18 protein-coding genes, 1 tRNA gene and 1 pseudogene are annotated in these 18,858 nt (G+C 67.1%); 7 read left to right on the forward strand and 13 right to left on the reverse strand.

Features of this window, described 5'->3' with window-relative positions:
- Nucleotides 1–9: 9 nt before the first annotated feature.
- The 5 genes and pseudogenes from A5745_RS24710 to A5745_RS13680 all read right to left on the reverse strand — a co-directional run.
- Nucleotides 10–128: pseudogene (locus A5745_RS24710) on the reverse strand (helix-turn-helix domain-containing protein); the annotation flags it as partial.
- A gap of 111 nt (nucleotides 129–239) precedes the next feature.
- A tRNA-Ile gene (locus tag A5745_RS13665) sits at nucleotides 240–313 on the reverse strand.
- Between the two features lie 34 nt (nucleotides 314–347).
- Nucleotides 348–1,175, reverse strand: coding sequence for a carboxymuconolactone decarboxylase family protein (locus tag A5745_RS13670; protein ID WP_076116603.1), 828 nt, complete (start codon nucleotides 1,173–1,175; stop codon nucleotides 348–350).
- Nucleotides 1,176–1,215: 40 nt separating this feature from the next.
- Nucleotides 1,216–2,589, reverse strand: coding sequence for a metallopeptidase TldD-related protein (locus A5745_RS13675; RefSeq protein ID WP_076116606.1), 1,374 nt, complete (start codon nucleotides 2,587–2,589; stop codon nucleotides 1,216–1,218).
- Nucleotides 2,586–4,103 carry a TldD/PmbA family protein gene (locus tag A5745_RS13680; RefSeq protein ID WP_076116608.1) on the reverse strand — a complete coding sequence of 506 codons (1,518 nt, stop codon included), beginning with the start codon at nucleotides 4,101–4,103 and terminating at the stop codon, nucleotides 2,586–2,588. Before A5745_RS13680 ends, A5745_RS13675 begins: the two co-directional genes overlap by 4 nt.
- Before the next feature lie 33 nt (nucleotides 4,104–4,136).
- Between A5745_RS13680 and A5745_RS13685 the strand changes: the two genes are divergently transcribed.
- From A5745_RS13685 to A5745_RS13705, 5 genes are all read left to right on the forward strand, one after another.
- Complete coding sequence (locus A5745_RS13685) at nucleotides 4,137–5,009, forward strand: carbohydrate ABC transporter permease (protein ID WP_076116610.1); 873 nt, start codon at nucleotides 4,137–4,139, stop codon at nucleotides 5,007–5,009.
- On the forward strand, nucleotides 4,996–5,820 hold the full coding sequence (locus tag A5745_RS13690; protein WP_076064712.1) for a carbohydrate ABC transporter permease: 825 nt from the start codon (nucleotides 4,996–4,998) through the stop codon (nucleotides 5,818–5,820). Before A5745_RS13685 ends, A5745_RS13690 begins: the two co-directional genes overlap by 14 nt.
- A gap of 79 nt (nucleotides 5,821–5,899) precedes the next feature.
- On the forward strand, nucleotides 5,900–7,237 hold the full coding sequence (locus tag A5745_RS13695) for an extracellular solute-binding protein (protein WP_076064711.1): 1,338 nt from the start codon (nucleotides 5,900–5,902) through the stop codon (nucleotides 7,235–7,237).
- A 98-nt stretch (nucleotides 7,238–7,335) separates the two neighbouring features.
- Entirely contained in the window at nucleotides 7,336–7,665 is a 330-nt protein-coding gene (locus A5745_RS13700) for a hypothetical protein (protein WP_139329594.1), read from the forward strand.
- 23 nt (nucleotides 7,666–7,688) lie between these two features.
- On the forward strand, nucleotides 7,689–7,967 hold the full coding sequence (locus tag A5745_RS13705) for a hypothetical protein (protein ID WP_139329595.1): 279 nt from the start codon (nucleotides 7,689–7,691) through the stop codon (nucleotides 7,965–7,967).
- A 75-nt stretch (nucleotides 7,968–8,042) separates the two neighbouring features.
- On the opposite strand, the gene A5745_RS13710 is transcribed toward A5745_RS13705, so the two are convergent.
- The 4 genes from A5745_RS13710 to ddaH are packed head-to-tail and all read right to left on the reverse strand — an operon-like array spanning nucleotide 8,043 to nucleotide 12,505.
- Nucleotides 8,043–8,921, reverse strand: coding sequence for a universal stress protein (locus tag A5745_RS13710; RefSeq protein ID WP_076064708.1), 879 nt, complete (start codon nucleotides 8,919–8,921; stop codon nucleotides 8,043–8,045).
- Entirely contained in the window at nucleotides 8,918–10,399 is a 1,482-nt protein-coding gene (locus A5745_RS13715) for an amino acid permease (protein WP_076064749.1), read from the reverse strand. The genes A5745_RS13710 and A5745_RS13715 overlap by 4 nt, the downstream gene beginning before the upstream one ends.
- 28 nt (nucleotides 10,400–10,427) lie before the next feature.
- Nucleotides 10,428–11,663 (reverse strand): ornithine--oxo-acid transaminase, encoded by a 1,236-nt coding sequence (gene rocD, locus A5745_RS13720; RefSeq protein WP_076064707.1) that lies wholly within the window; start codon nucleotides 11,661–11,663, stop codon nucleotides 10,428–10,430.
- Nucleotides 11,660–12,505 (reverse strand): dimethylargininase, encoded by an 846-nt coding sequence (ddaH, locus tag A5745_RS13725; RefSeq protein WP_076116612.1) that lies wholly within the window; start codon nucleotides 12,503–12,505, stop codon nucleotides 11,660–11,662. Before ddaH ends, rocD begins: the two co-directional genes overlap by 4 nt.
- Before the next feature lie 114 nt (nucleotides 12,506–12,619).
- On the opposite strand from ddaH, the gene A5745_RS13730 reads away from it, so the two are divergent.
- Nucleotides 12,620–13,066, forward strand: a complete 447-nt coding sequence (locus A5745_RS13730; protein ID WP_076064705.1) for an Lrp/AsnC family transcriptional regulator — start codon at nucleotides 12,620–12,622, stop codon at nucleotides 13,064–13,066.
- Here the strand turns inward: A5745_RS13730 and A5745_RS13735 are convergent.
- Genes A5745_RS13735 through A5745_RS13750 form a run of 4 tightly spaced genes read right to left on the reverse strand, consistent with a single transcriptional unit; the run spans nucleotide 13,044 to nucleotide 18,205 of the window.
- Nucleotides 13,044–14,855, reverse strand: a complete 1,812-nt coding sequence (locus A5745_RS13735) for a sulfatase-like hydrolase/transferase (RefSeq protein WP_076116614.1) — start codon at nucleotides 14,853–14,855, stop codon at nucleotides 13,044–13,046. The genes A5745_RS13730 and A5745_RS13735 overlap by 23 nt on opposite strands.
- On the reverse strand, nucleotides 14,848–15,297 hold the full coding sequence (locus tag A5745_RS13740; protein WP_076116661.1) for an SRPBCC family protein: 450 nt from the start codon (nucleotides 15,295–15,297) through the stop codon (nucleotides 14,848–14,850). The genes A5745_RS13735 and A5745_RS13740 overlap by 8 nt, the downstream gene beginning before the upstream one ends.
- Before the next feature lie 8 nt (nucleotides 15,298–15,305).
- Complete coding sequence (locus A5745_RS13745) at nucleotides 15,306–16,163, reverse strand: energy-coupling factor transporter transmembrane protein EcfT (RefSeq protein WP_076064703.1); 858 nt, start codon at nucleotides 16,161–16,163, stop codon at nucleotides 15,306–15,308.
- Nucleotides 16,160–18,205 (reverse strand): ABC transporter ATP-binding protein, encoded by a 2,046-nt coding sequence (locus A5745_RS13750; RefSeq protein ID WP_083662925.1) that lies wholly within the window; start codon nucleotides 18,203–18,205, stop codon nucleotides 16,160–16,162. The genes A5745_RS13745 and A5745_RS13750 overlap by 4 nt, the downstream gene beginning before the upstream one ends.
- A gap of 106 nt (nucleotides 18,206–18,311) precedes the next feature.
- Here A5745_RS13750 and A5745_RS13755 point away from each other — a divergent pair, with 106 nt between their 5' ends.
- Complete coding sequence (locus A5745_RS13755; RefSeq protein WP_076064702.1) at nucleotides 18,312–18,809, forward strand: MarR family winged helix-turn-helix transcriptional regulator; 498 nt, start codon at nucleotides 18,312–18,314, stop codon at nucleotides 18,807–18,809.
- The last annotated feature ends 49 nt before the right edge of the window (nucleotides 18,810–18,858 follow it).

The following is an 18,858-nucleotide window of genomic DNA, read 5'->3' on the forward strand; positions in this document are numbered from 1 at the left end:
GGTTCACACCAACCAGGCATGCAGCGTCTGACGCGACACACCCACCTTCTCGGCGACCTGCGAAATCGCTAACCCATCACCGCCAGCAAGGCCCGGTCCCTCTGCTCGGCCACGGTTAACTCCCTCATCGAAGGAGTGTCAAGGATCAGCCGAAGTATCTGTCAACCATCAGCCGGAACACTGTCGGGCATCACCCGAAGGCAAGATGTCAGGCATCAACTGAGGTCATACAGCTGACGTGGGGCGGGCGGGGCTCGAACCCGCGACCAACGGATTATGAGTCCGCGGCTCTAACCAACTGAGCTACCGCCCCCGCTTGGCGCGGCATCCATGGTGCCACGCCGCCTCTAGCTGAACACCGTCTGGCCACTGGCGTCGAGCAGGTAGCGCTCGGTGCCGTGCTCGACGCGGGGGGCGTCGGCGCCCAACGACACCGCGATCTTGTTGCTGGCATTGCGCATGATGTCGAACGTGAGCTCCACGGCCTTCGCCTCGGAAAACCGGGAGCGCACCTCGGCGGCAACGTCGGCGACGAGGTGCGCAGGAGTCCAAATTAACGCATCGGTGTAGCTCAGCGCTGCTTTAGCGCGCTCGTCGAGCAAACTTGAGTCCGCGTAACGCTCGATATCGCCGTACAGCGTCTCGGAACCGCCGGCGTCCAGGGCGGTGGTTTCGCGCAACGATTTGCACAGCCGGCAGTTGTGTTGCGCCGCGCCGCGCAGCCGCACCAGCTCGGCGGTGACGGGGTCAAGCGCGCGCATCCGCGCCACGGCGGGCAGGAAGTCGTTGAACACCACATCGGAAGGGTCGGTGGCGTGATCCCACGAGATCGGCCCGTCAACCCAGCCGAGATATTCGGAGCCGACACCGAGCGCCTCGAACCCAGCGCGGACCCGCGGCACGAAGTCTGCGATGTACATCTGCACCACAACGCCAAAGGTGCTGTCCCCCAACTGCTTCCACAGCCGCGATCGCTGGTCGCCGGTGATGGCCGAGACGTCAACACTGAACTGCTCGGCGAACTCGGCGACGACGGCCTCAGCCTCCGTCGCGGGCTCGTCCACCTCGACGCAAGCCGGCAACGGCGGCAGCGACAACGTCTGCCCGCACACCCGCCGCACCAGTCCCGTGATGCGTCCGTCGCCCGGCGACAGCGCCACTAACCGCGTCAGCATCCGTCACACGTTAGAACCCGCCCCGCCGCTGGGCAATCGGCTAGTGCGCCTGGCTCACCGACGACATGTAGAAGTCCGGGATGCGCAGCGACGGCATCGCCGCCCGGGTGGCCCAATCTCCCCACTCGCGCGGCAGGGTCTTCTCGCTGACCCCGGCCTCGGTAGCCCGCCGCAGCAGGCCCAGCGGGCTCTCGTTGAAGCGGAAGTTGTTGACGGCCGCGGTCACCTCGCCGTCTTCGACCAGGTACACGCCGTCGCGGGTCAGGCCCGTGAGCAGCAGTGTGGTCGGGTCGACCACCCGCATGTACCACAGCGTGGTCAGCAGCAGTCCGCGCTCGGTGCTCGCGATCATGTCGGCCAGCTCAGCCGACCCGCCCGTCATCACCAGGTTGTCGGCGGCCACGGCGACCTGGGCGTCGTATTTGGCGGCAATGGCCCGCGGATACGCCAACGCGTTGATCACCCCATCGCGGATCCAGTCCACCTGGCCGATCTCCATGCCGTTGTCGAACACCGACACGGTCTCCGAGGAGTTGCTCGTCGCGACAAACGGCGTGCAGGCCAGACCCGGCGCCATCGGATCGGAGAACAACGTCAGCGGCAGATCGGTGAGCCGCTCCCCTATCCGGGTCCCGCCCCCGGGGGCGGAGAAGGCGGTCCGGCCCTCGTGCGCGCCACGGCCGGCCATCGACCAGCCCAGGTAGATCATCATGTCGGCCACCGTCGACGGGGGCATGAGCGTCTCGTAATGCCCCGCCGGCAATTCGACGGTCCGCTGCGCCCAACCGAGACGCGTCGACAGTTGCTCGAGCAGCAGATCCGTTGGCACATCGACGAAATCGGGCGTGCCGACCCCCACCCAGGCGCTCGCGTCGCCGCGTTTGCCGTTGATCTCCACCGCGCCGGCGGGCTGGGTGAAGCGGCGGCGCAACCCGGTCGACGACGCCAGGAACGTCGTCGAAACACTATGGTGCGCATAGCCATACAAACGGTCGCTGCCCTTGAACCCGCGGCTCAGCGAAGCGGCGAGGTCGCCGAATATCTCCGGGCCCGTCCCCGGCGCGGGGGCATTCCAATCGGCCGGCACCCCGGTATCGGCGAGCAGCGGTGCGGCATCGCCGGCCTCCGGCGCGGAGCGGGCCGCGTCCTGGGACGCCGCAACCAGCCCGGGAATCACCCGCGGATCCACTTCCGCGGAAACCATGGTGCCGACGCGCGTGCTGCTGCCATCGCGCACAATCGAAATCACCGTCACACTGCGGTTGACCGAAACCCCGTTCGTGGTCATCGAATTGCCCGCCCAGCGCAACGTCGCCTCGACGCGGTCGGTGACCAGCACCATGGTCTCGTTGGCACCGCCGCGTTTTGCCGCCTCGTCCAAAACGATGTTGACGACGTGCTGCGCAGAAATCATCGGCCACCCTCGGTACGAGTGTTGAGCACGTTGACGTTCCGGAACAGCGCCGACGGGCAGCCGTGGCTGACGGCGGCGATCTGCCCGGGCTGGGCCTTGCCGCAGTTGAGCGCGCCGCCCAGCCGCCAGGTGGACGCGCCGCCCACGGCTTCCATCGAATTCCAGAAGTCGGTCGTGGTCGCCTGATAGGCGACATCGCGCAGCTGGCCGTCCAGGCGGCCGTCGCGAATCCGGAAGAACCGTTGCCCGGTGAACTGAAAGTTGTAGCGCTGCATGTCGATCGACCACGACTTGTCGCCGACGATGTAGATGCCGTCCTCGACCCGGCCGATCAAATCGGAGGTGCTGGTGTCGTCGGGGCCGGGCTGCAGAGACACGTTGGCCATCCGCTGGATCGGCACGTGATGCGGCGAATCGGCATACGAGCAGCCGTTGGAACGCGGCTGGCCCAGTCTGGGCGCGAACACCCGGTCGAGTTGATAGCCGACGAACACCCCGTCGCGCACCAGGTCCCAGCTTTGCGCGGCCACGCCCTCGTCGTCGTAACCGATTGTGGCCAAGCCGAATTCGACGGTGCGGTCGGCGGTCACGTTCATCACTGGCGACCCGTAGCGCATGGTGCCGAGCTTGTCTGGGGTGGCGAACGACGTTCCGGCGTAGGCGGCCTCGTAGCCGATCGCGCGGTCGTATTCGGTAGCGTGCCCGATGGATTCGTGAATCGTCAGCCACAGATTGGTCGGGTCGATCACCAGGTCTTTGCGGCCCGGGGTCACGCTGGGCGCCTTGACCTTCTCGGCCAGCAGCGACGGCAGCTGCGCGAGCTCGTCGGTCCAGTTCCACACGTCGTCGCCGGCCAAAACCTCCCAGCCCCGCCCCATCGGCGGCACCAGCGTGCGCATCGAGTCGAAACTGCCCGCGGCGGCATCGACGGTCACCGCTTCCAGCGAGGGCTGCAGCCGCACCCGCTGCTGGGTGATCGACGATCCGAAGGTGTCGGCGTAGAAGGTCTGCTCCTTGACCGCGGTCAACCCGGCCGACACGTGGTCGATGCCGTCGGCGTCCAGCAGCCGCCCGGAGTAGTCCTCGAGCACGGCGATCTTGTCGGCGGCCGGGATGTCGAACGGATCGATCCGGTAGTTCGACACGTAGGTGGCGTCGGCGTAGACCGGCTCCGGCGCGAGCTCGACGCGCTCGGTGTTCAGCGTCGCGAGCGTGGTGGCGACATGCACGGCACGGCGCGCGGTCTCGGCGGCGACCGACGGCGCCAACTCGGCATGCGAGGCGAATCCCCAGGTGCCGTCGACGATCACGCGCACCGCGAGGCCCACCTCTCGGCTGATGACCGCGGTCTCCAGCTCGCCGTCACGCAGCTGGACGATCTCGGTACTGATGCGGTGAACCCGCAGGTCGGCGTGGCTGGCCCCGGCCTTGGTGGCCGCCGACAGCGCGGCGTCGGCCAGTTCGTGGCGCGGCAGGTCCAGGAAGTCGGCATCGATCCCCCGGTTCGGTGTCACGAATCCACCGTAACGACCCGCTTTAATACACCCATGGCCGACGCGCCCCGCCGATCCACTCCGCTGGGTTATGCCCTGCTGGCGCCCAGCCTGTTCGGGGTCGTCGCGTTCTTGCTACTGCCCATCCTCGTGGTGATCTGGCTGAGCCTCTACCGCTGGGACCTGCTCGGCCCGCTGCGCTACGTGGGTCTGGCCAACTGGCGCGCGGTGCTGGCCGACGCCGACTTCGGCAACTCGCTGATCGTCACCGCCGTCTTCGTGGCGATCGTCGTTCCGGCGCAGACCGTGTTGGGGCTGGCCGCCGCCACGATGCTGGCTCGCGAGTTGCCGGGCACCGGCCTGTTTCGCACCCTCTACGTGCTGCCGTGGATCTGCGCGCCGCTGGCCATCGCCGTGTTGTGGCGCTGGATCCTGGCTCCCACCGACGGCGCTGTCAGCGCCGTGCTCGGGCACAGCATCGGCTGGCTGTCGGATCCCAGCTTTGCGCTGCCGCTGGTGTCGGCGGTGGTCGTATGGACCAACGTCGGCTACGTCTCGCTGTCCTTTCTCGCGGGGCTGCTGGCGATCCCAGCCGACATCTACGCCGCCGCGCGCGCCGACGGCGCCACCGCCTGGCAGCGGTTCTGGCGCATCACGCTGCCCATGCTGAGGCCGACGATGTTTTTCGTCCTGGTGACCGGGATCGTCAGCAGCGCACAGGTTTTCGACACCGTCTACGCGCTGACCGGCGGCGGTCCGGAACTCCGCACCGACCTGGTGGCCCACCGCATCTACGCCGAGGCGTTCGGCTCGGCGGCGATCGGCCGGGCGTCGGTCATGGCGGTGGTGCTGTTCGTCATCCTGGTCGGCGTCACGGCCGTCCAGCACTTGTACTTCCGGCGGCGGATCAGCTATGACCTCACCTAGTCGCCTCTCCAACGGCGTGATCTATTCGGGCCTGGTGATCGGTGCCCTGATCACGTTGGCGCCCTTCGGACTTGGGTTGCTGACGTCGTTCACGTCGGCTCATCAGTTCGCGACGGGTACGCCGCTGCAGTGGCCGCGGCCACCGACGCTGGCCAACTATGCCGACCTCGCCGGGGCCGGGTTCGGCCGGGCGGCGGCGGTGACCGCGTTGATGACGGCGGTGATTCTGGTTGGCCAACTGACGTTTTCGGTGCTGGCTGCCTACGCGTTTGCTCGGCTGCAGTTTCCCGGGCGTGACGCGCTGTTTTGGGTCTACATCGCGACGCTGATGGTGCCGGGCACCGTCACGGTAGTCCCGATGTACCTGATGATGGCGCAGCTCGGTCTGCGCAACACGTTCTGGGCGTTGGTGTTGCCGTTCATGTTCGGCTCGCCCTACGCGATTTTCCTGCTGCGCGAGCACTTTCGGATCATTCCGAACGACTTGATCAACGCCGCGCGCCTCGACGGGGCCACCACGCTGGACGTGATCGTGCACGTGGTGATTCCGTCCAGCCGTCCGGTCCTGGCCGCCCTAACGCTGATCACCGTGGTGTCGCAATGGAATAACTTCATGTGGCCGTTGGTGATCACCAGTGGACACAAGTGGCGGGTGCTGACGGTGGCCACGGCCGACCTGCAGTCGCGGTTCAACTCGCAGTGGACGCTGGTGATGGCCGCGACCACGATCGCGATCGCGCCGTTGATCGTGCTGTTTGTGATCTTCCAGCGGCATATCGTCGCGTCGATCGTCGTGTCGGGGCTCAAGTGACCCGGACCCGCGCCGAGATTGCCGCCACGGCTGCGATTTTCACGAATTTACGACCACCACGGCAATCTGGGCGCACGCGATGACCCGTCCTCGGTCTTCCACGCTGGTCGCGGGAGCGCTCGCGCTCGTCGCGGCATTGTTGGCCGCGACGGCGATGCTGCTGGACTATTCCGGCGAACCACACGGCGGCAAGACCGTTGTGACGGTGCGGGTCTGGGGCGATCAGATCGCTACGGCATATCGGCAATCGTTCGAGGCGTTCACCCGCGCGCATCCCGATATCCAGGTGCATCTCAACACGGTGGCCTACTCGACGTACTTCAACACCCTGCGCACCGACGTGGCCGGCGGCAGCGCCGACGACATCTTCTGGGTGTCCAACGCCTATCTGGCCGCGTATGCCGACAGCGGCCGGCTGATGGACGTCGGCAGGACGCTCGGCCCGGGCGCCGCGTCGGCGTGGGAGCCGGCCGTGGTCGATCAATTCACCCGCGGCGGCACGCTGTGGGGTGTGCCGCAGCTGACCGACGCGGGCATCGCCGTGTTCTACAACGCGGACCTGCTTGCGGCCGCGGGGATTGATCCCGCCCAGCTGAACGGCCTGCGGTGGAGCCCCGACGGCGACGACACGTTGCGGCCGTTGCTGTCCCGGCTCACCGCCGATGCGGATGGACATGCCGCGGGCACACCGGGTTTCGACGCCGGGCGGGTACGTCAGTGGGGTTATAACGCCGCCAACGACGCTCAGGCCATTTACCTGAACTACATCGGGTCGGCCGGCGGGGTGTTTCAGCGCGGAGACGAGTTCGCGTTCGACAACCCCGCGGCGATCAAGGCCTTCCGCTACCTGGTCCGCCTGATCAACGACGATCACGTCGCGCCGCCCGCCTCGGACACCAACGACAACGGTGACTTCTCCCGCAACCAGTTTCTTGCCGGCAGGATGGCGCTCTTTCAGTCCGGCACCTACAACCTGGCGCCGGTGGCCCGCGATGCCCGGTTCCACTGGGGTGTGGCGATGTTGCCGATCGGGCCCGCGGGGCGGGTGAGCGTTACTAACGGCATTGCCGCGGCGGGCAATGCGGCGACCAAGCATCCGGATGCGGTGCGCCAGGTGCTGGCGTGGATGGGCAGCGGTGAGGGCAACGCGTATCTGGGCCGTCAAGGTGCGGCGATCCCCGCGGTGCTGTCCGCCCAACCGGTCTACTACGACTATTGGGCCGCCCGCGGCGTCGACGTCACACCGTTCTTCACGGTGCTCGACGGGCCGCGCATTCCGGCACCGGGCGGAGCGGGCTTCGCCGCCGGCGACACCGCCCTGCAAAGCTACTTCGACGAAATGTTCCTGGGCCGAGGCGATGTCGCGGACATCCTGCACAGGGCCCAGCTGGCGGCCAACGCCGCCGCCCGCCGCTAGCAACCCGTTACTCGCGCGGGTTCCCGATTCCAACACTCCGTGAATCGAACAGCGACTACCGTATGTCCCGAACGCTTTTCCCTGAAGGAGAACCGATCATGACGACATACGAAATCGACTGGCACTGGTGGCATGGCTGGGGTGGTAACGGGTGGAACCACACTATCGACGTGAATATCGCGCCGGCCTGGGTCGGCGCGCAGGTTTGGTTGCACGGGTATGACACGAGTGGAGGCGCTGCCGCCAGAGTAGCGATCAGCCACTACCGAAAACGGCTCGAATCTGGCGCGGACGAAGATCACGATCTTGGAGGCTGGCTGTCGCAGCCGCCCGTCATCTTCGACTTCATCAGTTCCGTTACGGCGGACCTGTCTACCGGCTCCGACGCCGAGGCGTGGGCCGTCCTACGTATGGATTACTGGGGTTGAGAAAGGGGTAGGCGATGAAATTCATGACCACCGGAACGGCGCGAGTACATTCCGTAAAGTGCTTCGTGGTATTTGGTCGCGCCGACGGGCAGATACACCACGTACATCATTCGGTGACCATGGTGGGCGGCGCGGAAACTCCCGACCAAGACCTCGGAAGGCGAGTGCTGAGTCTGGCCGCGAAACGCGGAGTAGACCCGGCCACCGTCGATGTCCTGCAAATCGAGCCGGCCGCGATTCAGCCGGGTGAGCGCTTCTTTGTGGATACGAAGAATCGCGCCCTCGTGCGGATCGAAAAGTAACGCGCACAACGACATAGAACTCCAGACCCCGAATTCTGCAGACCAGGCGGCCAACGCCGACGCCCGCCGGTAGCCTCAGCCAGGCAGCACCACCACCGGCACGGTGCTCTCGCGGATGATTTTTCCGCTGCGCGATCCGAGGAACACCCGGCGGATGTCGCCGCGCGGCGATGTGCCCAACGCCAGGACGTCGCCGTCCTGCCAGTCCACCTTCTCCATCGCCTCGTTCCAGCTGTGGCCGGTCACCACGTCCAGCGCAACGTCGGCGTCGACGACGCCGTCGGTCTTCAGGTTTTCCTGAACCTCTCGCGCCTGCGCCGCCCACGCCTGCAGGATCGAATCCTCCACGTCCAGCCCCACTTCGGGTGGATACATCGTCTTGCCGCGGACCGCGAAAGTGATCACCCGTACCGGCAACCCCAATCGCCGAGCGAATTCGACGCACCGGTGCACCACGTCAATCGAGTCCGGAGTGGCGGCATAGGCACAGGTGATTCGAGTCAATCCGCCTGTGTACGAACGATATTCGCGGGGGCTGATCGCGACCGGCACCGGTGACACGTGCAGCAGCCAGTCGGCTGTCGAGCCGATCACCACCTGGCCGCGCCCGCCGCTCGGTAATGACCCCAGCACCAGGACCTCGGCGTCGACATCCGCGATCAGCTCGATCAACCCACCCGACACCGACCGGTGTGCACGGTGGGAGTAGGTGACCTCGAGTCCATCGGCCACGCCGTGGAGATAACCCCGGGCCTCCGCGGCCGAGTCCGCGGCCAACTGGTCGGCCCAGTGCTCGTATTCGGCGTCGACGCGAGCGAACGACGGCGTCGGCCACGGCTGGGGGACGATGGTCGCCACCGTCAGCGACGTCTCGAGCGTCCGCGCGGCGCGCACGGCCAGATACAACCCCGACAGGCCGACCTCGCCGGCCCGGTAGCCGACGACAACGGTCACAACAGTTCCCTCGGCTCGTCTTCCGACGCGGCCGCGGTCGGGATGAGGCCATCACCGCCGTCATTGAGCGCGCTGTGGTGACGGCCCCATACGAAGTAGAAGATCAACGCCACCGAGATCCAGCCGGTGAACGCGATCCAGGTGTACCAGTGCAGGCTGGCGAGGATGTAGCCGCACGCCAGCACCGAAAGTACGGGCGTGACAGGGTAACCCGGCACTTTGAACGGGCGGGGCAGGTCGGGCGCGCGCACCCGCAGGATGATGACGCCGGCGGAGACGACGATGAACGCTGTGAGGGTGCCGATGGACACCATGTCCGCCAGTTTGTCGAGCGGTATGAACGCCGCGAGCAGGGCCGCAGCGATCGCGACGATCACCGTGTTGTTCACCGGCGTCATCGTGCGGGTATTGACCGTCGCGAACCGCGACGGCAGCAGTCCGTCGCGGCCCATGGCGAACAGAATGCGGGTCTGGCCGTACATGGTGACCAGGGTGACGGTGAAGATCGAGATCACCGCGCCCGCGCACAGGATCGTGCTGGCCCACATGCCGTGGGTGACGTTGTCAAGGATGGTGGCCAGGCCGGCGTTCTCCTGCGCGGCGAAATCCTGCCATGGCTGGGTGCCTAGCGCGGACAGCGCGACGAGCACGTAGACGGTCGTGACGATCGCCAGCGCCGAGATCAGCGCGCGCGGCATGGTCTTCTGCGGGTTTCGCACTTCATCACCCGCCGTCGACACCGTGTCGAGGCCGATGAACGAAAAGAAGATCGTGCCCGCCGCCGAGCCGATGCCGGCGACACCAAATGGCGCGAAGTTCTGGAGGTGGTTGGCGTCGAAGGCGGTGAAGGCGATGATCACGAACATGGCCAGCACGCCGAGCTTGATCAGCACCATGATCGCGTTGACCCGGGCGGACTCGCTGGCGCCGCGGACCAGCAACAGCGCACACATGCCGATCAGGACGATCGCCGGCAGATTGATGTAGCCCGGGTCCGAATCCCACGGCGCCGCCGACAACCCATGCGGCATCTGGAATCCGAAGCAGTTGTTCAGCAGCTTGTTGACGTAGCCGCTCCAGCCGACGGAGACCGCCGCGGTGGCCACCCCATACTCCAGCAGCAGGCAGGCGGCCACACCCATCGCGACCGCCTCGCCCAGCGTGGTGTAGGCATACGAGTACGACGAACCGGAAACCGGTACGGCGGAAGCCAATTCGGCATAGCAGATGGCCGCAAGTCCGGCCGCGATGCCGGCGATCACGAACGAGACGATCACTCCCGGCCCGGCTTCAGGCACGGCCTGCGAAAGCACGAAGAAAATGCCAGTGCCGATCGTCGAGCCGACGCCGAACATGGTCAGCTCGAACGTGCCAAAACTGCGCTTGAGGTGGTCCGCGGCCCCGTGCGCGACGGGAGCGCCGGTCACCGGGCGGCGGCGCAGCATCTGCTGTCTCAGGCCGATCGACGTGGCCGGCAATTGCGCCTCCTGGGGTCGGATCAGCTGATTATGAGGCAGCCTCCGCCAGCGCAAAAGCAAATTGGTCGATCGCCCAGTCGATTTCCTGCTCGGTGATCACCAGGGGCGGCGCGAAGCGCAGCGTCGAGCCGTGGGTGTCTTTGACCAGCAGCCCGCGCTCGGCCAACCGCAGGCTGATGTCCTTACCGGTGGCCAAGGCCGGTTCAATGTCGACCCCGGCCCACAATCCGAGGCCCCGCACCGCCCGCACACCATCGCCGATCAGTGCCTTCAGGCGCCGGTGCAGCTGGGCACCCAATTCGGCGGCGCGCGCCTGAAATTCTCCCGTCGCCAGCATGGACACCACGGTGGTGCCGATCGCGGCGGCCAACGGGTTGCCGCCGAACGTCGAGCCGTGCTCGCCGGGGTGCAGCACGCCGAGGATGTCGCGGTCCGCGACCATCGCCGATAGCGGCACCACGCCTCCGCCCAGCGCCTTACCGAGCAGGTAGACGTCGGGCACCACACCCCAGTGGTCGCAGGCGAACGTGTAGCCCGTGCGGGCCAGCCCCGACTGGATTTCGTCGGCGATCATCAGCACGTTGCGCTCGTCGCACAGCGCGCGCACCGCCGGAAGGTAGTCGTCGGGCGGGACAATGACCCCGGCCTCGCCCTGGATCGGCTCCAACAGCACCGCGACGGTGTTGTCGTCGATCGCCCGTGCCAGCGCCGCGGCGTCGCCGAACGGCACGGAGCGGAATCCCGGTGTGAAGGGTCCGAAGCCGTCGCGAGCCGTCGGGTCGGACGAGAAGCTCACGATGCTGATGGTGCGGCCATGGAAATTGTTGTCGGCCACGATGATGTTGGCGTGACCGGCGGGAACACCCTTGACGTCGGCGCCCCATTTGCGGGCGACTTTCAGACCGCTCTCGACCGCCTCGGCGCCCGAGTTCATCGGCAGCACCATGTCTTTGCCGCACAACTGGGCAAGCGCGGCGCAGAATCGTCCGAGGTTCTCGGCGTGGAACGCGCGGCTGACGAGCGTGACGGTGTCGAGTTGGGCGTGGGCCGTCGCGATGATCTCGGGGTTGCGATGGCCGAAGTTGACCGCCGAATAGGCGGCCAGGCAATCCAGGTAGCGCCGGCCGTCGACGTCGGTGATCCAGGCGCCCTCGGCGCTGGCCGCCACCACGGGTAGTGGCGAATAGTTGTGCGCCGCATGCCTTTCGACCAGCTCGATCGCCGCGTCGGTTTGTGTCGTGGGCCGGGCATCGAGGATCGTCATGGAAATACCTCCAATGTGCAGCACTTGACGGAACCGCCGCCCTTGAGCAGCTCGGAGAGATCGACGCCGACGGGCCCGAAGCCGGCCTCACGCAGCTGAGCAGCGAAACCCGTTGCGGCGGAGGGAAGCACGACGTGCAGGCCGTCGGATACGACGTTCAACCCGAGCACGAATGCGTCGGCGCTGCCCACCACGATGGCGTCGGGGAACAGCGCGCGCAGCTGCTCCTGCGCTGCCGTGCTGAACGCCGGCGGGTAGAACGCGATCGTGTGGTCGTCGAGGACGGCGAGCGCGGTGTCGAGGTGATAGAACCGGGGATCGACCAGCTCCAGGGACACGACCGGCACGCCCAGCAGAGCCGAGATTTCGTCGTGGGCCCGCAGATCGGTGCGAAAGCCGTAGCCCGCCAGCAGCATGTCGCCGACCATCAGCAGGTCGCCCTGGCCCTCGTTGACGTGGCGTGTGGTCACGGGCCGATAGCCCATCGACGACATCCATTCGGCGTAGGCCTTCGACTCGGCGGCGCGCTGGGCGTATCGGAATCGGGCGACGATGGCGACGTCGCCGGCGACGAAGCCGCCGTTGGCGGCGTAGACCATGTCCGGCAGCCCGGGCACGGGGTCGATCAAATGCACGCGATGGCCCAGGTCGACGTAGGTCTGGTAGAGCGCCCGCCACTGAGCGTGCGCGAGGTGGACACCGACCGGTGCGTTGACGTCCATCCAGGGATTGATCGCGTACTCGACGGCGAAAAAGTCCGGCCGGGTCATCGCGTACCGGCGCACCCGGGCCGTGCGGTCGGGCTTGGGAGGTGCGGCTGCCACCACGTACGAATCCGTCATAAATCAACGGTATTTGCCGCTCGTGTGACAAGCAAACGACGATTCTTGCGTGTCTATAGATGATTTGTTGTGCTAGATTTGCTTCTGCGACGATTTGTTGCGCTGAGGAGTGGCATGGAACGTCTGAACGAGACCGATGAGCGCATCCTCTCCGAGCTCACCGAGAACGCGCGGGCCACGTTCGCCGAAATCGGGCAGAAGGTGAATCTGTCGGCGCCGGCGGTGAAGCGTCGCGTCGACCGGATGCTGGACGACGGTGTGATCAAGGGTTTCACCACCGTCATCGACCGCAATGCGCTCGGCTGGAACACCGAGGCGTTTGTGCAAGTGTTCTGTCACGGCACGATCGCGCCCGATCAGCTGCGGGCGGCGTGGGTGGATATGCCGGAGGTGGTCAGCGCCGCGACCGTGACCGGCACGTCGGACGCGATCCTGCACGTGCTGGCGCGTGACATGCGGCACCTCGAGACCGCCCTCGAGCGGATCCGGTCAAGCGCCGACATCGAACGCAGCGAAAGCATTGTGGTGCTGTCGAACCTCATCGACCGAATGCGGACCTGACGAGTCGTCTCAGCCTGGACGGAGCCGGGCTCGGCGGTCGACGAGAGGCATAGGGCCACGGCTGATTTCGTTCGGGGACGGAACTGGCGCGGACGTGTTTCAGCTGCGCCCGCAGGTGCTGACGCAACTCGTGCAGGCCCGGGTCCGTCCACCGGTTGACGGCTTCGACCGGGTCGGCGGTCAGGTCGTAGAGCTCCCACTGGTCATCGAGCGGGGACGTCCGATACGCCTCTCCCCCAAGCCCATTGGCCGCAAGGTGACGCACACCGGGTTCGGTCCAGGTACCAGGGTCGTCGAAGGTGCGCACCAGCTTCCACAGATGACCGCCGCCCCCGGGCGCCGTCGTGTCGTCCACGTGGAGGACCAGTCCCTCGAAATTGGAGGCGGTGTGCGCGGGGATTCGGATGCGCAGCGGCGCAGGCGGATTGACGGTGCGCTTCAGGCGGCGCGCCAGGCCCGATGCGCCGCTGTCGCCCTCGAGCATGTTGTCGCGGGTCATCAGGTAGACGGCTCGGCCGACGTCGGCGGGTGCGCCGTCGACGATCGGCATGAGGTTACGGCCCGGCAGCTCGTGCACTTCCGAGAACGTCTCGGCCAGGGTCGCGGCCACCGCCGCGACATCCACACCGGCGGCTGCGAGCAGCGTCGGCACCAGGTCGACGTGCGACGTCGGCGCCGTGATCACTCGAGGTGACGTCGAGCCCGCGCCGATCCGGGCGATGATGAACGGAACGCGCGTCGCCTCGTCGTAGAGGTTGAACCATTTCTGGTGCAGCCCACCGTGGGCGCCGAGCAGATCGCCGTGATCGGCGGTCCGCACCAAAACCGCGTTGTCCGAACCACCTTCGGTGACGGCCCGCCTGACGCGGTCGATCGGCGCGTCCACCTCCGCGTGCAGGCGGTAGTACAGGTCGCGGTAGCGCTGCGCGTTGCGGTCGTAGGTCCAGTTGATCGCGGGCGCCGGGCCGTAGCCGGAGTAATAGGCCTCGCGGAAGGCGATCTGGGCGGCGGGCTTGGTCGACAGGTCCTCGTCCGCGGTCGGCGCCGCGGGCACCGGAGGCGGATCCAACGGTGACGGCTTGACCGGGCCTCTGCGCGACCACGTCGGGAACAGCACAATGTCATGGGGATTGACGAAGCTGGCGACGAGCAGGAAGGGACGCTGCGCGGCGGGGTCGCCGGCACGACGGCGGGCGTAGCGGTCGGTGAGCCATGCGACCACCCGCTCGGCGATCAGGGGATCGCGGCGAATGCCGGCATTGGCCAGCAGTGCGCCGTGCGGTTCCGGGCCGACCCAGCCGGAGAATCCGAACGGCCCCAACGGATCTGCGTCCAGGTAGCGTTGCACCGCCACCGGATCGACGACGCCGTCGTCGTCGTTGGTGGCCAGCGCACGTCCGGTCGACGAATCGATCAGGTCGGCATGCGAGATGTGCCACTTGCCGTCGTAGTGCGTGTCGTAGCCGGCCGCGCGGAACCAGTTTCCCAGTGTGGGCACTTCACCCTGGCGCAGCCAACGCATGCGCGAATCGTCGGCCGTCTTCCCGATGCCGTCGGTCTGGGTGACCCCGTGTAGGTCGGGGAAGTGGCCGGTGAAAATCGTTGGGCGGCTGGGCACGCAGGCCAGCGAGCCGGTGTAGTGCCGGGCGAAACTGACGCCGTGACTTTCGAACCACTTGCGTCCCGTCAGCGTTCGGTCGCGCCAGGCGAGGACGTCCGGATCCTCATACGGCGGAACGGCGCGCTCCTCGTCGGTCATCACGATCACGATGTCGGGGCGATCAGACACGGGCGTTCTCCAATCGGTTCGCGAGCCCGGCGAGCATCACGTCGGACTGTCGTGCGAGGAAGCGGCACAGCACGCGTTCGGCCAGCTTTTGCGGTGGGCGAGACCCGATTTCGACCGTGCTGGTCAGGGTCACCACTGTCGAATCGCCCGCCGCCGCCAGCGTCCAGCGGTTGGTCACCCTGCGCAGGCGCCGGGGCAGGCCGTCGATGTCGTAGGCGAGTGCGTGCGGCGGGTCGAACTCGGTGATGCGCTCGACGAGGGTGTCCCGTTTGACCTGAACTCGCCGGGTGGTGCCAATTCGCCCGCCGTCGGGGCCGCAGGACAGGATGCAGGAGTGGTCGACGTTGTCGGCCCACGAAGCGATCGAGCCGAAATCGGCGAGGACCTCCCAGACTTCTTGGACGCGGGCCGCGATCGCGCGGACGCTCTGAGCCTCGGCCACTTTCACGCTCAGTAGGGCGAATGCATCATCGTCTCGAGTGCCACCGCCGCCCCGCTGGCCGCGATGGTGATCGCGATCGTCACCCAGTCGGCCAGCTTCGGCCGGACCGGACGGGCGGAGAGCTGACCGGTGCCACCGCGCGCGGTGATCGCGTCGCCCATCTCGTCACCGCGCCGCAGGGTCACGGTGATGGCGGCGGCCATCAGGTCGATCAGCTCCAGGGCATGGCGTCGGCGACGAGCCTTGCGGCTCTTCGGTATTCGTTTCGGCCGTAGCCGGCGGGCGGCGTAGAGGATCTGGAATTCGTCGATCAGCATCGGGAACGCGCGCAGCGCGAGCGCCAATGCCACCGCCCATTCGTCGACCGGGATTCGGAATATCTTCAGCGGTCGGCCCAATGTCGCCAACGCCGGCCCGATTTCGGCGACATTGGTGGTCCAGGACACCAGTGCTCCCAGCCCGAGCAACACGATCGACAGCGCGGTGATCCGCAGGAAGTTCAGCGCCCCGCCGAGTGCGATCTCGACCCCGGCGATCAAGATCTTGGGGCGACCGCCGGAGAGGGCGGCCGTGACGAAGCCCAATGCGAGAGCGATCCACAGCCACCGTGGTATCGACGGCAGCACGCCGCGTGGGATGTGTGCGATCCGAAGCGCCGCAACCACCAGGGCCGCCGCGATCCCGATCGTCACCCAGCCCGGGTAGAACGTCAGCAGCACCGAAAGACCGAAAACGACAAGCAGTTTGGTCCCTGCCCACAAGCCGTGGATGGCCGAATGTCCGGGCACCGGGATCAGCAGCACCACCGGGCGAGTGGGGCGACGCGTTGCGCCGTCCGCCGTTGCCGTCGTCGAAGTCGTCGTCACGCGATGCCTCCCGCCGCGGTCGGCATCGGTTCGACGGTGCCCTCGCGCAGATGCAGGGTGCGCGGGCACAGCTCCTCCAGCCCGGCGAAGTCGTGCGAAATCACCACCACGGTCAGGCCGCGCTCGTGACGCAGGTCTTCCAGCAGGCGCAGCAGGCCACGCTGGCTGGCGGCGTCCAAACCCGCCAGCGGCTCGTCGAGGATCAAGGCGCGTGGCGAGCAGGCCAACAGTCCGGCCAGCACGACGCGGCGCATCTGGCCACCACTGAGCTGGTCGATGCCCCGCTTGGCCAGTGTGGGATCCAGTCCGACCACGCCCAAAGCGGTTGCGACCCGATCTTGGTCGAGGTGCGAAAAGCCCGCTGCCGAAGCCACTTCGAGGTCTACGCGGCTGCGCATCAACTGCAGCCTGGCCGCTTGGAACGACAACGCCACCGCGCCGACCTGCTCATGGGTGGGCCGGCCGTCGATGAGGCAGGCGCCGGATGTGGGAATGGTCAGGCCGGCCATGATCCACGCCAGCGTCGACTTACCGGAGCCGTTGCCGCCGTGGATCAGCACGCCATCGCCTTGCTCTACCACAAAGTTGATGTCGCGCAGCGCGGTCTTGGCCCAAGGCGTGCCGCTGCCGTATTCGTGGCCGACGCCAATGAGTTCGATGACCGGTGCGTGCGGCTGGCGGTAATCCACCGGGATTGCCGGTGTGGGGGCAGCCGAGGTCTCGACCATGCCGGTGTTGTCCGGCGAATCGCTGAGATCGATCCTGCGGTCCGCGGAATCGGCCTCGTTGTTGTAATGCGTGATGTGCACCAGCGCGGTCCGGTGCCGCGTGGTGAGACCGGAGAGCACACCCAACAACGCGTCGCGGCCCTGTTGGTCCACCATCGTGGTGACTTCGTCGGCGATGAGCAGTGCCGGCTCCCGGGCCAGCGCCGCGGCGAGCGCGAGGCGCTGCAGTTCGCCGCCGGACAGGCTTCCGGTGTCGCGCTCGGCGAGTGCCTCGAGGCCGACCTCGCTGAGCAACCGGTTCACGTCGATTTCGGTGCCCGGCGGCAAGCCCCACACCACGTCGTCGGCCACCCGCGTGCCCAGGACCTGGCTTTCGGGGTGCTGCAGAACGAGGGCCGTACCGCCCAGCTCACCCAGACCCACCGCGCCGGGTCGCTCCACGCTGCCCGACGTCGGTTGGCGGCCGGCCAGGATCAGCATCAACGTGGTCTTCCCGGAGCCGTTGGCCCCGGTGATGGCTACGTGTTCCCCGACCTTCAGGTCCAGGCTGATCTCGCGCAGCGCGTCTTGGCCGGCGCCGGGGTAACGGAAGCGCACGCGGTCCAGCCGCACGGGGACCGGCCCGACCGGGACAGTGTCGCCGTGACCCCACGCCTCCAATTTGTGCACATCAGGCAGGCCGCGCATCCGCTCCAGCAGACGGGACAGCGCCCACCAGCCGATCAACGACACGACCATGATTCCCAGGCCGTAGTAGGCCACCATCCACCACTGCCAGTAGCCCAGTGCCCAAGTGAAATACCGCATCAGCGCATCGGCGGGCCGCTGCAGATGCACCCGGCCTAGGAACGACGCGACCCCGTGCACGTTCGAGGTCATCACGTCGAAAATCAGGTGCCGCAGGCGGGTCATCACGGTCAGCGCGCCGACGGACATCACGCCGAAGGCGACCCCCGCGATCAGCGAGGAGACGACGACCGTCAGCGTGCCCCGGCCCCTGCGCTTGACGACTCCGGTCAGGCCGCCGATGTAGGCACAGTGGATGACCGTCATCAAACCGCCCAACCCGGCGATCAGGAAGGCGATCATCCCGGCGGCAACCGTCGCCGCGAGCAACACCCGCAGCCGATAGCGGTAGGCGAGCAGCCCGGTGGGCACGGTGCCCAGCAAGGCCAATCCCGCCGCAAACGGGATGACGACGGAAATGATTGCGATGACCGCACACAGCGCGCCCATGACCGAGGCTTGCGCCAATTCGACCGGACGCAGCGACCCACCCCGACGGCCCACCCGGGGAGATCTCGGAACGGTCACCCCAACGATTCTGCCAGGCCGCGGCGCCAAGTCGTCGCAGCACACAGACGGATCTCGGGGTGTCCACGGTTCGGCTCGCTTAGCAAAGCTATGCAACGATGTAGGTATGAATGCATCCGCCGCCAACCACACCGATGTCGTTGACGCCGCAAACACCGATCCCCAGTCTGGCCTGGGAGCAGACCTGCTCGCCGTCGTCGCGCGCCTCAATCGGCTGGCCACCCAGCGCATCCAGATGCCGCTGCCCGCCGCGCAGGCCAGGCTGCTGGCCACCATCGAAGTCCACGGAGAAGCCCGCATCGGTGATCTGGCCGCCGTCGACCACTGCTCGCAGCCCACGATGACCACGCAGGTGCGCCGGCTCGAGGACGCCGGCCTGGTCACTCGAACCGTCGATCCCGGGGATGCCCGGGCGGTCCGCATTCGCATCACGAATGAGGGAATGCGCACGCTCAACGCCGTGCGGGCCGACCGCGCGGCCGCGATCGAACCGCAACTGGCCCTGCTCGAGCCGTCCGATCGCCGGGTGCTGTCCGAAGCGGTCGACGTGTTGCGCCGACTACTCGACAATGCGGCGGCCGCGCCGCGTCGGCACACCCTGTGATCGGCTTGATCGACGCCCGGTGGATAGCCGAGCGGCGGCGGGTAGACAC

Source organism: Mycobacterium sp. IS-2888, from assembly GCF_001954215.1.
GTDB lineage: Bacteria > Actinomycetota > Actinomycetes > Mycobacteriales > Mycobacteriaceae > Mycobacterium.

Excerpts from the sequence above, each read along its gene's own strand:
- A5745_RS13670 (WP_076116603.1), bottom strand. The coding sequence starts at position 1,175 with ATGCTGACGCGGTTAGTGGCGCTGTCGCCGGGCGACGGACGCATCACG.
- A5745_RS13675 (WP_076116606.1), bottom strand. The coding sequence starts at position 2,589 with ATGATTTCTGCGCAGCACGTCGTCAACATCGTTTTGGACGAGGCGGCA.
- A5745_RS13685 (WP_076116610.1), top strand. The coding sequence starts at position 4,137 with ATGGCCGACGCGCCCCGCCGATCCACTCCGCTGGGTTATGCCCTGCTG.
- A5745_RS13690 (WP_076064712.1), top strand. The coding sequence starts at position 4,996 with ATGACCTCACCTAGTCGCCTCTCCAACGGCGTGATCTATTCGGGCCTG.
- A5745_RS13695 (WP_076064711.1), top strand. The coding sequence starts at position 5,900 with ATGACCCGTCCTCGGTCTTCCACGCTGGTCGCGGGAGCGCTCGCGCTC.
- A5745_RS13700 (WP_139329594.1), top strand. The coding sequence starts at position 7,336 with ATGACGACATACGAAATCGACTGGCACTGGTGGCATGGCTGGGGTGGT.
- A5745_RS13705 (WP_139329595.1), top strand. The coding sequence starts at position 7,689 with ATGACCACCGGAACGGCGCGAGTACATTCCGTAAAGTGCTTCGTGGTA.
- rocD (WP_076064707.1), bottom strand. The coding sequence starts at position 11,663 with ATGACGATCCTCGATGCCCGGCCCACGACACAAACCGACGCGGCGATC.
- ddaH (WP_076116612.1), bottom strand. The coding sequence starts at position 12,505 with ATGACGGATTCGTACGTGGTGGCAGCCGCACCTCCCAAGCCCGACCGC.
- A5745_RS13730 (WP_076064705.1), top strand. The coding sequence starts at position 12,620 with ATGGAACGTCTGAACGAGACCGATGAGCGCATCCTCTCCGAGCTCACC.
- A5745_RS13755 (WP_076064702.1), top strand. The coding sequence starts at position 18,312 with ATGAATGCATCCGCCGCCAACCACACCGATGTCGTTGACGCCGCAAAC.